We start from the raw sequence: 13,373 nt of genomic DNA, 5'->3' as shown, positions 1-13,373 counted from the left end.
CCGCGTCAAAAGGGTGTCGTACCCGCAGGTAACGCGACGAGGGCCGAGGCCCTGCAGCGGGTGTCGGGTTACCTGCAGAGGGTCAGGCGCGCGGGTAGGCCAGCACGGGGCCGATGACGCTGACGGGCACCTGCTCGCCGGGCTCGGGCGTGCGCCGACCGACGACCCGGACGGTCACGGCGGTGCCGTCGTCCAGGGCGACCCGGACGAGGGCGTGGGCGCCGTGGTAGCTGATCTCCTGGACGCTCCCGTGCGGGCAGCCGGGGGAGTCGGTCAGCGTGAGGTCCTCGGGCCGGACGACGACGTCGACCTCGCCGGAGAGGGCTGCCGGTGAGTCGCTGCGTGCCGTCACCAGGCCGAGCGGGCAGGTGATGCCGTCGTCGACGCAGTGGCCGGTGAGGTGGACGACGTCGCCGAGGAACGAGGCCTCACGCAGGTCCACGGGCGACTCGTAGATCTCGCGAGGGCTGCCGACCTGGCTGAACCGGCCGTCGCGCATGATCGCGACCTGGTCGGCGAAGGACAGCGCCTCCTGCTGGTCGTGGGTCACGAGGATCGTCGTGGCCGCCGTCTCGGCGAGGGCGGCCGCGACGGCCTCGCGGGTGCTGGCCCGCAGGGCGGTGTCGAGCGACGAGAAGGGCTCGTCGAGGAGCACGACGGCGGGGGAGAGGGCGAGCGCTCGGGCCAGGGCCACCCGCTGCTGCTGACCACCGGAGAGCTGGGCCGGGCGGCGGGTCGCGGTCTGCGCGGGCAGGCCGACGAGCTCGAGCAGCTCGGCGACGCGGTCGCGCCGACGCCGCGCGGCGCGGGGCAGCCCGAAGGCGATGTTGCCCCCGACGTCGAGGTGGGGGAAGAGCCCGCCGTCCTGGCGCACGTACCCGATGCCGCGGCGCTCGGGCGGGACGGCCCGGCCGTCGCCGCAGACGGTGCGCTCGCCGATGACCACGGTGCCGGCATCGGGCTGCAGGAAGCCGGCGATGACCCGCAGCAGCGTGGTCTTGCCGCCGCCGGACGCGCCGAGCACGGCCGTCGTCGTCCCGGTGTGGACGGTGAGGTCGATCTCGCGCAGGACCGGCTCGGCGCCGTAGCCGACGGTGATCCCGCGGACGTCAACAGTGCTCATTCTTCGATCCCACTCTGTCGCAGCATCAGGACGGTCAGGGGGGCGGACAGCAGGATCATCATGGCCGCGAAGGGAGCGGCTCCCGCGTAGTCGAACTCGTCGCTCGCGGCCCAGAAGGCGGTCGCCAGGGTCGAGGTGCCCGTCGGTGACAGGAGCAGGGTGGCAGTCAGCTCGGTCGCGGTCGCGATGGCGACGAGGGCGGCTCCGGTGAGCGCCGAGGGGAGGATGAGGGGCAGCACCACCCGGCGGAAGGCGCCGAGCGGGCTGCTGCCCAGCGAGCGGGCGGCGTCGCCCAGCTCGGGAGGCGCGGCGGCCAGCCCGGAGCGCAGCGAGACCATGGCCCGCGGGATGAAGAGGATCGTGTAGCCGACGACGAGCAGCATGGGGCTCTGGTAGATCGTGGGCAGGAAGTTCACCGACAGGGTGATCAGGGCCAGCGCGATGACGACGCCCGGCAGGGAGCTGGCGACATAGGTGACCCGCTCGAGCAGCAGCGTCCAGCCGGTGCGACGGCGGCTGAGCAGCCAGGCGCCGGGGATGGCCATGACCATCGTGAGGACCGCGGCCGCGAGGGCCAGCGAGATCGTCGTCCCGGTGGTCAGCAGCAGGGACGGGCGCATCCCGGTACCGGTCGGGTCGGCGAGGTGGGCCAGGAGCCAGCGGCCGACGAGGGTCACGGGCACGACCAGGGCGACGAGCACGACGAGCGACAGCCCGATGCAGGCGACCGGCGCCCAGCGGCCCAGGTGCACGGGCGTGGCGGCCCGGTGGACTCCGCGGCCGACGCGGGAGGTGCGTGCGGAGCCGCGCAGGAAGTGCTCGAGCGTCAGGACCGTGATGCACATCAGGACGAGGACGACGGCGAGCAGGCTGCCCTGGTTGCTGCTGAAGCTGACCTGGTACTGGACCAGGATCGCCGTGGTGAAGGTCGGGTAGCGCATCATCTCGAGCACGCCGAACTCCGCGAGCAGGTGCAGCGCGACGAGGAGCGCGCCGCCGCTGATCGCCGGCCGCAGCCGGGGCAGCACGGCGCGCCGCCAGGCGGCGAAGGGGCGCAGCCCGAGCGCCCGGGCGTCCTCCGCGGGCGCGGCGTCCAGGTCGCGCAGGATGGCAGCGACCGGGAGGTAGACGAAGGGGAAGTAGGCGGCAGTCGTCACGAGAGCGGCCCCGGCGAGCCCGTCCAGCCCCGGTCGGAAGGACACCCACGCGTAGGCGGCGACGAAGGCGGGGACGGCGAGTGGTGCGGCGAGCAGGACCCGCCAGATGCCGGCGAAGGGGAGGTCCGTGCGCTCCACGAGCCAGGCCGCGCCCACCCCGAGCGCGACGCAGGCCGGCACCGTGATGACCACGAGCGAGAGGGTGTTGCCGACCAGCTCCCCGATCCGGGGTCGCAGGAGGTAGGCCAGCGCGTCGCCGGGCGACGTCGCCAGACCGTCGGCTGCGACGAGCACGATCGGGAGCACGGTGATGGCCGCGACGAGGATCGCCGCGGCCATCACGAGATGCCTAGAGGATGCCGGCATCGGTCATCAGCTGGGTCACCTTTTCGGAATCGAGGGAGAAGGGGTCGACGGCGGGTGCCTGGAGGGACTCGAGCGAGGGCAGGTCGGGGTCGGAGGCCGCGCCCTTGGCCACGGCGTACTCCTTGGACCCGCTCGTCTCGAGGACCTTCTGTCCTTCGTCAGAGAGAATGTAGTCCACGAACTTCTGCGCCTCGTCGGGGTGCTTGGCGCTCTTGAGCACGCCCGCGGCCGAGAGGCTGACGAAGGCGCCCGGGTCCTCTTGCTTGAAGTAGTGCAGCTTGGTGTTGGCCGTGCCCTCCTTGGTCTCGGCCTGGTCGCGGTACCAGTAGTAGTGGAAGATCACGCCCATCGGGACCTCGCCGGCGTTGACGGCCTTCATCGTCGCGATGTTGTTCTCGTAGATGCGGGCGTTGGTCTTCATGCCCTCGAGCCAGCTCTTGGTCTTGGCCTCGCCCTGGTCGGCGAGCATCCCGGCGATGATCGCCTGGAAGTCGGCGCCCGTGGCGCCGGCACCCCACCTGTCCTTGTACTCGGGCTTGCTCAGGTCCATGAGGGAGGCCGGCAGGTCCTTGGCGCTGATCTTGTCCGGGTTGTAGACGAGCACGGTGGATCGTGCCGCGACGCTCGTCCAGTCGCCGCTGGAGGGGCGACGGTTCTTGGGCACCAGGGCGAGGGTCGTCGCGTCGATCGGGGCGAGGAGCGCGCTGCTCTCGACGAGCGTCATCGCCGGGCTGTTCTCCGTGAGGAAGACGTCGGCCGGGGACTTCTCACCCTCCTGGACGATCTGGTGGCCCATCGACGAGTCCTTGCCCGCGCGGACCTGGGTCTTGATCCCGGTCTTCTTGGTGAAGCCCTCGGCCCAGGCCTTGGTGAGGCTGTCGTGCTGGCTGGAGTAGATCTGCAGCGCGTCGGGGTCGTTCGTCGGACCGTCGGCGCCACCGCAGGCGGCGAGGGCGAGGACCGAGGAGCTGAGGGCCGCGGTGAGCAGGGTGCGTCGGTTCATGAGGGGTCTCCGGTCGGGGTCGAGAGGGTGGGGCGAAGTCGGGCGAGTCGATCGATGAGTGCGCGGGTGGGGCCCTGGAGGAGCCACCAGACGGTGATCCCGGCGGCGAAGGAGGCCAGCAGGGCGAGGACCGGCTGGTCGACGACCCGGAAGACCTGCCACTGGACGAGGTAGACGTGCAGGGAGGCCGCGGCGAGCAGACCGAGCGGCAGCACGAGCAGCCGGGGCAGTGGGATGCGTGGGACGAAGGCGAGCACGGCGATCGCGGCGAAGACGGTCAGGCCGCGGCTGGGCTCGACGAAGAAGTCCCACATGCCGATGGCGGTCAGCGCCATCGTGGCCAGCTTTTGCCGGCGGGTGCGCGCCACGCCCAGTGCCATGCCGAGGGCGAAGAGCCACAGCACGGACCCGGGCAGTCCACGGGTGGCGCCGGTCGAGTCGGGCACGAGGATCCATCGGGGCACGAGTGCGGCCGCGGCCAGCGCCATGCTCCAGGCCCAGGGGTGGCGGACGTGGACCAGCCCCAGGCGCGGTACGGACAGCAGGGCGAGGACCGCGAGGCTGCAGGCGAGCAGGGCCTCGATGAACCACAGGTTGATCCGAGCGCCCCACTCCATCTCGCCGACGAGCCAGTTGACGAGCAGCACATTTTCCCAGCCGTACCCGCCGGCGGTCACCAGGCCGACCAGGGCCACGGCCATCGACGGGATGGCGAGGGCGGCGATCGAGCGCAGCCCGCGGCGGCGTCGGGCCCTCGGGTCGGTGGTGTCGAGGGTGAAGCGACTCATCGACCACCCGGCGAGGGCCAGCAGCGTGTGGGCGCCGCCCGGGACGGCGACCAGTCCGAGGTGGCTGGCGCAGATCGCGATGGCGGCGACGGCCCGCAGGACCAGTGGGGTGTCCAGCCAGCGCACGTGGCGGCCGGGTGGGGTGGCCTCCAGCGCGAGCTGGCGAAGGGGGACCCGGTGCCACCCGTCGGGCAGCTGCCCGAGGACCTGCTCGAGACGCACCGAGGTCTGGACGAGGCTGTAGGAGTCACCGCCGAGCTCTGCGAAGGACCGGTCGAGGTCGACCTCGTCGCGGCCGAGGGAGCTCGCGACGACCGAGACGGCGGCGGCGAGGGGGTCGCCTGCCGCGCCGTCGGCGGGGTGGGACCGAAGCGTTCGGAGGGCGTGCTCACGGCAGGCGATGCGGTCGGTCTTGCCGTTGGGGAGCAACGGGATCGCGTCGACGGGAGCGACGACGACGGCGCCCGGCTGCAGACCGGATGCGTGGGCCGCGAGGTCCCGGACCGACCGCAGCAGGTGCGGGGTGCTCCCTTCGGCAGGGTCGATCACGAGGGTGACGAGGAGATGCTGGGGGTCTGCGGTGACGACGGTGCGGTGACCTGCGTCGGTGAGTGCCGCGCCCACCCGTCCGAGGTCCATGCGCAGGCCCAGGACCTTGGCCACCTGGTCGCAGCGACCGGTGACGCGCACGACGCCGGCCTCGTCGACGTGCCCGAGGTCGCCGGTGCGCAGCTCGTCGAGCATGCGGCCCAGGGCCAGCTCGTCGGGGTGCTCGGCGTACCCGAGCATCACCCCGGGACCCGTGAAGACCAGCTCGCCGGCGCCGTCGTCGCGGTCCTCATGACCGGACCGGTCCACCCGGAAGGAGGACCCGGACACCGCCCGGCCCACGGCGTCGGGGCGCAGCGCGACCTCGTCGCCCACATGGATCGCCATGCGCGCGGTCGCCTCGGTCTGGCCGTACATGACGGCGAGCTGCCACCCCTTCGCCCGCCCGAGCTCGGTGAGCTCCGTGACGCGGTCGGGCGCGAGGGCGCCGCCCGCCTGGGTGACCAGGCGCAGGCCCGGCAGGGTGTCGCGCAGCCGCGACCCGATGAGGTCGAAGGTGTGGGGGACGCCCGCGAGGACGGTGACCCGCTGCTCGGTGTGCTCTCGCCAGAACTCGTCGTCGGTCACCGAGCGGTCGGTCACGACGACGCTGCCGCCGGCGTGGAGCGTGCTGTGCAGCACCGACAGCCCGTAGCAGTAGTGGAGGGGAAGGGAGGTGATCGCGCGGTCCTTCGGGCCCAGCCCGAGCGCCTGCGCGATCGCCGCGGCGTTGCTCCCGAGGTTGTGGCGCGACAGGCGTACGAGCTTGGGGCTGCCGGTGCTGCCCGAGGTGGACAGCAGGAGCGCCAGGTCGGGGTGGAGCAGGTGGGTCGCGTGCTGCGACAGCGTCTCGATGCGCTCGTCGGCCACGCGCAGGTCCGGGGCGAAGCGCGCGGTGATCGACTCGGCGTCCGGTCCGGTGACGAGGGCGACGTGGCCGGCGGCCAGCACGGCGAGGTGGCCCACGACCCCGGCGACGTCGCGGGCGAGCGGCAGGTGCACGAGCCGGCGGCCCGTGGCGGCCGGCGGCATCCGGTCGGCGAGGTCGGCGACCCGGCGCGCCAGCTCGTCGTGCGTGGTGACCCGACCGTGCTCGACGAGCGCGGGCGCGGGGGAGCCGGGGTGGAGGAAGGGAGCCCGATGGCGCGAGGTGTGCTCGGGAGCCGCGACCGGCGCGTCCTCGAGCTGGACCATCAGCGTCATGTTGGTGTGCCTATCCTTAGTCGTTTGGTGCAGGTTACAACTCGGAGGGGCAGTGCCACACATGGGCAACCACGTCGTGGACGTCTGGTGGTCGGACCTGCGCGCGATGGACCTGCGGCTCCGCTCGATGCTCGACCCCGTCGAGGAGCGGCGCGCGGACGGGCTCGCGTCGGCGGCCGACCTGGGGCGCTTCGTCGTCGGGGCGGTGCTGCTGAGGGTCGCGGTCGCTGCCGCGACCGGTCAGGATCCCCGTGCGGTGTCGATCGATCGCACCTGCGACGAGTGCGGCGACCCCCACGGTCGCCCCCGGGTCGCCGGGCTGCACGTCAGCGTCGCCCACGCCGGACCCCTGGTCCTGGTCGCCACCTCGCCCGACCCCGTGGGTGTCGACGTCGAGGCCCTCGACCGCGGCCCCGACGTCGAGACCTGGGTGCGCGGGGAGGCGACCTTCAAGGCCACCGGCTCGAGGGACCTGGCAGGCCGGCACGTCCAGCCCCTCCCCGTGCCCCTCCACGGCTACCTCGCCGCCCTCGCCTTCGATGGCACAGGTGAGGTCGGGGTCATCACCCACGATCAGGACGAGTCCGCGGAGGCGCTCGAGAGGGCGAAGGCGAGCAGCCCAGGATCCGCATCTCCTTGAGGTCGTGCGGATCCTGGGGGGTATCTCCTTAAGGTCGTGCGGCCCAGGGTCCGCATCTCCTTAAGGTCGTGCGGAATCCTGAAGCCTGGCCAGGTACACGTAGTCGTGGTGCGCGGTCATGCCGAGCCCCCGGTGGAGGCGTTGGGCGGGCTCGTTGCCCGGCTCGACCTGCAGGTAGGTGAGTGAGGCGCCGGCGTCGGCGGCCGCGCGCAGGGCCTCGACCGTCAGCCAGCGGCCCAGGCCTCGCCCGCGGTGGTCGGGGTCGACGTGCAGGCCGAAGATGCCGGCCCACCCGTCGGCCAGGGCCACGCGCACGACGCCGGCGACGTGGCCTGCGGCGTCGCGGGCGGTGAGGAAGACCTGACGCGGTGGAAGCGCCAGGATCCGCCGCGCGGCGTCGAGGTGCTGGAGCAGTCGTGGTGAGCCGCCCGCCAGCCACGCCTCGTCCGCGGCGTCGCTGGCCTGCAGCGAGTACCCGGTGGGGGAGGGACCGGCGCCGTGCAGCAGCGTCTCGGTCCGGCCGGTGAGCACGTCGGCGGGATGGCCCTCGAGCCAACCGCGCTGCAGCAGAAGGGCTCCGAGCGGGTCGTCGCTCGTGCCGGCACCGACCGGCCGAGGGAGCATGACGACCGGCGCGAGCTCGCGCTCGCGGTACCAGGACTCGACCGCGTCGACCGCCTCGGGCAGGGGCAGGCCGGGATCGCCCACGGGCAGGGCCGAGTTGGACCGTCCGGTCCACCCGGCGCCGGCGCGCAGGAGCCAGCCCGCTCCCTTCGTCCCCAGCCAGTCCTCATCGAGGCCGGGCTGTCCCTTGGTCATGACGAGGTGCAGGTCCTCGATGGTGATGGCGCGGTGGGGGGCGCCGCGGCGGGTCGGCTTCGGGGGGATGGCGCGGGCCGCGACGACGAGGTCGCGGCGCAGGACCACCTCGCCGGTGCGGGTGGCGATGTGCACCTGCTCGTCGTCGAGGGCGAGGAGCTCGCCGACCGTGTCGGTCAGGGTCGGGCCGTGCGCCGGGGCGGGGTCGATCTGCGTCCGGACCGCGACGCGGGTGCCTGTGGTGAGACCCACCATCAGATCGCTCATGGAGCGACATAGTATGTGGGGCATGACGTACGTGATTGCGCAGCCTTGTGTCGACCTCAAGGACAAGGCCTGCATCGAGGAATGCCCCGTCGACTGCATCTACGAGGGCAAGCGCAGTCTCTACATCCACCCCGACGAGTGCGTCGACTGCGGTGCGTGCGAGCCGGTGTGCCCCGTCGAGGCCATCTACTACGAGGACGACACTCCTGAGGAGTGGGCGGACTTCTACAAGGCCAATGTCGAGTTCTTCGACGACCTCGGCAGCCCCGGCGGCGCGGCCAAGATGGGCATGATCGACAAGGACCACCCGATCGTGGCCGCTCTGCCCCCGCAGGAGCACGACGAATGACGCAGCGTGACGATTCGTGACGTCTTTACCTGACTTCCCATGGGACTCGCTCGCTCCTGCCAAGGAGCGGGCGAGAGCCTTTTCATCTGCCGACGAGGCGAAGGGGGAGGGGATCGTCGACCTGTCGGTCGGCACCCCCGTCGACGCCACCCCCGAGGTCGTCCAGGACGCCCTGCGCGAGGCGTCCGATGCACCCGGCTACCCGCAGACGTGGGGCACGCCGGACCTGCGTGAGGGCATCGCCGAGTGGTTCGCCCGCCGTCGCGGTGCGCCCGGTCTGGACCCCGACGGCATCATGCCGACGATCGGCTCCAAGGAACTCGTCGCGTGGCTGCCGACCCTGCTCGGTCTGCGGGCCGGCGACGTCGTCGCCTTCCCTCGGGTCGCCTACCCGACCTACGACGTGGGCGCACGGATCGCGGGGGCGACCCCCTTCGCCGCTGACGCCACGACCGCCTTCGGTCCGACGACCCCCTCGAGCGCACCCAAGCTGCTCTGGCTCAACACCCCGAGCAACCCGACGGGCAAGGTCCTCGGTGTGGAGCACCTGGCCAAGGTCGTCGCGTGGGCCCGGGCGCGCGGTGTGGTCGTCGCCTCCGACGAGTGCTACGCCGAGCTCGACTGGCGCTCCGAGGAGGAGCGCGGGCAGACCTACGCCGACCTGCCGACGACCCCGTCGATCCTCGACCCGCGGGTCACCGGTGGCTCCACCGAGGGCCTGCTCGCCGTCTACTCGACCTCCAAGCAGTCCAACCTCGCCGGCTACCGCGCGGCCTTCGTCGCCGGTGACCCGACGCTGGTCCGGCAGCTGCTCGAGGTGCGCAAGCACGCCGGGATGATCGTGCCCTGGCCCGTGCAGCGGGCGCTGCTCGCGGCGGTGCGCGACGACGAGCACGTCGCCGCGCAGCGCGAGCGCTACCGTGCGCGGCGCGAGGTGCTGCGCCCAGCGCTCGAGGGCTTCGGCATGCGCATCGACGACTCCGCAGCGGGCCTCTACCTGTGGGCCACCGCGGGTGAGCCGTGCCGGGTCACCGTCGACCGGCTGGCCGACCTGGGCATCCTCGTGGCACCCGGCGACTTCTACGGCGCCGCGGGTGCCCAGCACGTGCGGGTCGCGCTGTCGGCGAGCGACGAGCGCATCGCGGCGGCCGCCGCACGCCTGTGCTCCTGACGCACACGCGGCGGTCCGCCTGATGCACACGCGGCGGTCCGCTGGGCGGTACCCGCGTGGTGATCCAGCCCACCGCTGAGGTAGTTTTGGGACGAAACCGCATGCCCGGGGCCACCGCCTCCGCGGCACGGAACGACCGAAGGGCAGATACCTATGACCGCTGATGCCACCTTCTCCGCCGCAGGCAAGGACCTGACCTTCCCCCTCGTCTCGGCCAACGAGGGCAACGACGGATACGACATCTCCTCGCTGATGAAGGAGACCGGCAACACGACGCTCGACGTGGGCTTCGTCAACACCGCCTCCTGCAAGAGCGACATCACCTACATCGACGGCGACGCGGGCATCCTGCGCTACCGCGGGTACCCGATCGAGCAGCTGGCGGGCAAGTCGACCTTCGTCGAGGTCGCCTACCTGCTCATCTACGGCGAGCTGCCGACGGCCGACCAGCTCGGTGGCTTCGAGGAGCGCATCTCGCGCCACACGATGCTGCACGAGGACCTCAAGGCCTTCTTCAACGGCTTCCCGCGCGACGCGCACCCGATGCCGGTGCTCTCCTCCGCCGTCTCGGCGCTGGGCACCTTCTACCAGGACAGCCTCGACCCCTTCGACCCGGAGCAGGTCGAGATCTCGACCATCCGCCTCCTGGCCAAGCTGCCGACCATTGCCGCCTACGCGCACAAGAAGAGCGTCGGCCAGCCCTTCCTGTACCCGGACAACTCGCTCAACCTGACCGAGAACTTCCTGCGGATGACCTTCGGCTTCCCGGCCGAGCCCTACGACCTCGACCCCGAGATCGTCGCCGCGCTCGACCAGCTCTTCATCCTGCACGCCGACCACGAGCAGAACTGCTCCACGTCGACCGTGCGTCTCGTCGGCTCGGCCCACGCCAACATGTTCAACTCCGTCTCGGCAGGCATCCACGCGCTGTCCGGCCCGCTGCACGGTGGCGCCAACCAGGCCGTCCTGGAGATGCTCGACAAGATCCAGGCGTCCGACGACGGCGCCGAGACCTTCATGAAGCGGGTGAAGAACAAGGAGGACGGCGTCCGGCTCATGGGCTTCGGGCACCGCGTCTACAAGAGCTACGACCCGCGTGCGGCCATCGTCAAGGAGACGGCCCACACCATCCTCGAGAAGATGGGTGGCGACGAGCAGCTCGAGATCGCCATGAAGCTCGAGGAGATCGCGCTGGCCGACGACTACTTCGTCGAGCGCAAGCTCTACCCCAACGTGGACTTCTACACGGGCCTGATCTACACGGCCATGGGCTTCCAGCCGAAGATGTTCACCGCGCTCTTCGCCATCGGTCGCCTCCCGGGCTGGATCGCCCAGTGGCGCGAGATGATCGAGGACCCCGAGACCAAGATCGGCCGTCCGCGCCAGATCTACACCGGTCCCACCGAGCGTGACTACGTGGGCATCGACAACCGCTGACCCACAGCACCGCCACACCGACCCCCTTCGTCCTCACGGGCGGAGGGGGTCGTTGCCTTCCCCTGTGGCAATGCACGAAGGGGGGAGCGGCTCAGCCCTCGTGGAGGGTGACGACGACCTGGCCCGCGGGGACCGGGGTCTGGGCGTCGGTCCAGCGCATGGCGCCGTCGCCCCCGCCGCGCGACCACTCGCGTGCACCGACCTGAACCGTGACGACGTTGCGGGCCTGGGCCTGGGCGACGGACCAGGCGCCGACCGCCCAGGCGTGCCGGTCGTCGGTGGCGTCGACCGTGATGACCTGCCCGGTGGCGGTGGCCGTCTGCCCGGTCTCCTCGGACAGCGCCCGGACGAAGGTGTCGGGGCGGCCGGCGGCCGTCGGGTCGTCGAGCCGGCAGACGAATCCCTCGGGGGAGTGGCCGCTCATGGCGGAGGCGATGATCCGGCCTTCTCGCTCGTGGTCGGCATAGGCCTCGGGGAACCCGCTGCGCTGGACCTCCTGGGCGATCTCGGTGATCACCATGTCCTGCCAGCCGTCGACCTTGACCAGGGCGTCGTAGAAGGCGTTGGTGGCGAAGACGGGCTCCTGCAGCTGCTCCACGGTGCCCCAGCCCTGGCTCGGCCGCTGCTGGAAGAGGCCGACCGAGTCACGGTCACCGTAGGAGAGGTTGCGCAGCTTGGACTCCTGGATGGCCGTGGCGATCCCGATGCTGCCGGCGCGTGCGGGCATGCCGCGCTTGACCGCGATGAGGACGATGGTGCTCGCGTTGTGCATCTGGTCGGGCTGGAAGGTCACGCTCTGATCGAGCGCGGTCGCCCGGCACTCCTCGCTGCGGAAGAGGCCGATGCGATCGCGGGTGAACCACACCCCGATGCCCACGACGAGCGCGAGCACGCACACGATCGCCACGGCGATGGGCCACCGGGGGCCGCGCTCGTCGACCAGGGGTGGGTGCTCGCGTCCGGTCACGTCAGTCGTTGGCGTGCAGCGCGTCGTTGAGCGCGATGCCGTCACCGGTGCGGTCGCGGGCCTCGACGGTGCCCGTGACCGAGTTGCGGACGAAGAGCAGGCCGTTGCGGCCGGAGAGCTCGGCGGCCTTGACGACCGTGCTGTCGGGCAGGGTGACCTTGGTCCCGGCGGTCACGTAGAGGCCCGCCTCGACGACGCAGTCGTCGCCCAGCGCGATGCCCACGCCGGCCTCGGCGCCGACGAGGCAGCGCTCGCCGATCGAGACGCGCTGCGTGCCGCCGCCGGAGAGGGTGCCCATCGTCGACGCGCCGCCACCGATGTCGGAGCCGTCGCCGACGACGACGCCCTGGCTGATCCGGCCCTCGACCATGGAGGTGCCCAGGGTCCCGGCGTTGAAGTTGACGAAGCCCTCGTGCATGACGGTCGTGCCGGAGGCGAGGTGGGCGCCGAGGCGGACACGGTCGGCGTCGCCGATGCGCACGCCCGACGGGGTGACGTAATCGGTGAGGCGGGGGAACTTGTCGATGCTCGTCACCTGGACGGGACCGCGGGCGCGCAGCCGGGCACGGGTGGCCTCGAAGCCCTCGACCGGGCACGGACCGTGGTTGGTCCACACGACATTGCTCAGCTGGCCGAAGAGGCCGTCGAGGTTGATCGAGTTGGGCGCCGCGAGGCGGTGGGAGAGCAGGTGCAGCCGCAGGTAGGCGTCGGACGCGCCCTCGGGGGCGGCGTCGAGGTCGATGGCGACGGTCACGACCTCGGTGCGCACGCCGCGGGCCTCGTCCGCACCGGCGAGGGCCAGCAGCTCCTCGGGCACCTGGACGGCCTCGGGGGCCTCGCCCAGGGTCGGCTCCGGGTACCAGGTGTCCAGGACCGATCCGTCGGTCGTCACGGTGGCCACTCCGTGGCCCCAGGCTGCGCGCGTCGTCGTCATGGACCCGATCCTACGAAACCCTGCCGCGTGCCGGACAACTGCTTGCCGCCTGTGGACACGCCACGTCCACGGGTTCTCGTGACCGCGGGCACCCGCCATCAGCCTCCGATCGATGGCCGGGTTCCACGAGACCTCGGCGTGGGGCGGCGGACGCCGACCGAGGGCGTCCCGGGCGATCAGGTCGGGCGCGCCCCAGGCCTCGTCCGGATCCTCCCCCAGGGCGACCGCCGCGTCACCGTGGACGGGCACGACGGCCAGTCGGTAGCCCACGTGCCTCAGGAAGGCCCCGGCCCGATGCAGGCTCAACGGCGCTGCATCGCGCTCTGCCCGGTTGACGCTCGGCTGGGTCCAGCCGAGCTCGTCGGCGAGCATCCGCTGGCTCAGGTCGTGCTCGCGACGGTAGCGGCGGCTCACCAACCCGATCCGTGAACCGATGTCGAGGGCGGAACGGCGGCGACGCAGGTCCTCGGTCATCGTGGGGGCGATCGGACCCGTGAGCGGCGCGATCTCGCGGGGCGAGCTGGCCGGGGGGACCTCCGGCCAGAGGAGGCAGTCGAGGCA

11 protein-coding genes and 1 pseudogene are annotated in these 13,373 nt (G+C 71.9%); 4 read left to right on the top strand and 8 right to left on the bottom strand.

Features of this window, described 5'->3' with window-relative positions; all coding sequences use genetic code 11:
* Positions 1 to 82: 82 nt before the first annotated feature.
* From EXU32_RS11490 to EXU32_RS11475, 4 genes are read right to left on the bottom strand one after another with little or no spacing between them, the layout of a single operon-like run.
* Positions 83 to 1,123 carry an ABC transporter ATP-binding protein gene (locus tag EXU32_RS11490; RefSeq protein ID WP_130630031.1) on the bottom strand — a complete coding sequence of 347 codons (1,041 nt, stop codon included), beginning with the start codon at positions 1,121 to 1,123 and terminating at the stop codon, positions 83 to 85.
* Complete coding sequence (locus tag EXU32_RS11485) at positions 1,120 to 2,619, bottom strand: ABC transporter permease (protein WP_242612769.1); 1,500 nt, start codon at positions 2,617 to 2,619, stop codon at positions 1,120 to 1,122. The genes EXU32_RS11490 and EXU32_RS11485 overlap by 4 nt, the downstream gene beginning before the upstream one ends.
* Positions 2,620 to 2,629: 10 nt before the next feature.
* Complete coding sequence (locus tag EXU32_RS11480; RefSeq protein WP_130630029.1) at positions 2,630 to 3,649, bottom strand: iron ABC transporter substrate-binding protein; 1,020 nt, start codon at positions 3,647 to 3,649, stop codon at positions 2,630 to 2,632.
* Positions 3,646 to 6,228 (bottom strand): non-ribosomal peptide synthetase, encoded by a 2,583-nt coding sequence (locus EXU32_RS11475; protein WP_130630028.1) that lies wholly within the window; start codon positions 6,226 to 6,228, stop codon positions 3,646 to 3,648. Before EXU32_RS11475 ends, EXU32_RS11480 begins: the two co-directional genes overlap by 4 nt.
* Before the next feature lie 61 nt (positions 6,229 to 6,289).
* Between EXU32_RS11475 and EXU32_RS11470 the strand changes: the two genes are divergently transcribed.
* Positions 6,290 to 6,868, top strand: coding sequence for a 4'-phosphopantetheinyl transferase family protein (locus tag EXU32_RS11470; protein ID WP_130630027.1), 579 nt, complete (start codon positions 6,290 to 6,292; stop codon positions 6,866 to 6,868).
* A 60-nt stretch (positions 6,869 to 6,928) separates the two neighbouring features.
* Here EXU32_RS11470 and EXU32_RS11465 read toward each other — a convergent pair whose 3' ends face one another.
* Positions 6,929 to 7,954 (bottom strand): GNAT family N-acetyltransferase, encoded by a 1,026-nt coding sequence (locus tag EXU32_RS11465; RefSeq protein ID WP_130630026.1) that lies wholly within the window; start codon positions 7,952 to 7,954, stop codon positions 6,929 to 6,931.
* Positions 7,955 to 7,976: 22 nt separating this feature from the next.
* On the opposite strand from EXU32_RS11465, the gene fdxA reads away from it, so the two are divergent.
* The 3 genes from fdxA to EXU32_RS11450 all read left to right on the top strand — a co-directional run bounded on the left by fdxA (position 7,977) and on the right by EXU32_RS11450 (position 10,911).
* A complete protein-coding gene (fdxA, locus tag EXU32_RS11460; protein ID WP_007923767.1) occupies positions 7,977 to 8,303 on the top strand; it encodes a ferredoxin in 327 nt (108 codons plus the stop codon).
* Between the two features lie 16 nt (positions 8,304 to 8,319).
* Entirely contained in the window at positions 8,320 to 9,474 is a 1,155-nt protein-coding gene (dapC, locus tag EXU32_RS11455; protein WP_130630025.1) for a succinyldiaminopimelate transaminase, read from the top strand.
* 153 nt (positions 9,475 to 9,627) lie between these two features.
* Positions 9,628 to 10,911 carry a citrate synthase gene (locus EXU32_RS11450; protein WP_130630024.1) on the top strand — a complete coding sequence of 428 codons (1,284 nt, stop codon included), beginning with the start codon at positions 9,628 to 9,630 and terminating at the stop codon, positions 10,909 to 10,911.
* Positions 10,912 to 11,002: 91 nt separating this feature from the next.
* Here the strand turns inward: EXU32_RS11450 and EXU32_RS11445 are convergent, their stop codons facing one another.
* The 3 genes and pseudogenes from EXU32_RS11445 to EXU32_RS17495 form a co-directional block, all read right to left on the bottom strand.
* Positions 11,003 to 11,878, bottom strand: a complete 876-nt coding sequence (locus tag EXU32_RS11445) for a hypothetical protein (protein WP_130630023.1) — start codon at positions 11,876 to 11,878, stop codon at positions 11,003 to 11,005.
* Between the two features lies 1 nt (position 11,879).
* Entirely contained in the window at positions 11,880 to 12,812 is a 933-nt protein-coding gene (dapD, locus tag EXU32_RS17500; protein WP_242612980.1) for a 2,3,4,5-tetrahydropyridine-2,6-dicarboxylate N-succinyltransferase, read from the bottom strand.
* 315 nt (positions 12,813 to 13,127) lie between these two features.
* Positions 13,128 to 13,184 (bottom strand): annotated as a pseudogene (locus EXU32_RS17495) (hypothetical protein); the annotation flags it as partial.
* Positions 13,185 to 13,373: the final 189 nt, after the last annotated feature.

Source organism: Janibacter limosus (assembly GCF_004295485.1).
Classification (GTDB): Bacteria; Actinomycetota; Actinomycetes; order Actinomycetales; family Dermatophilaceae; genus Janibacter; species Janibacter limosus_A.
This window is presented reverse-complemented; position numbering and strand designations above follow the sequence as displayed.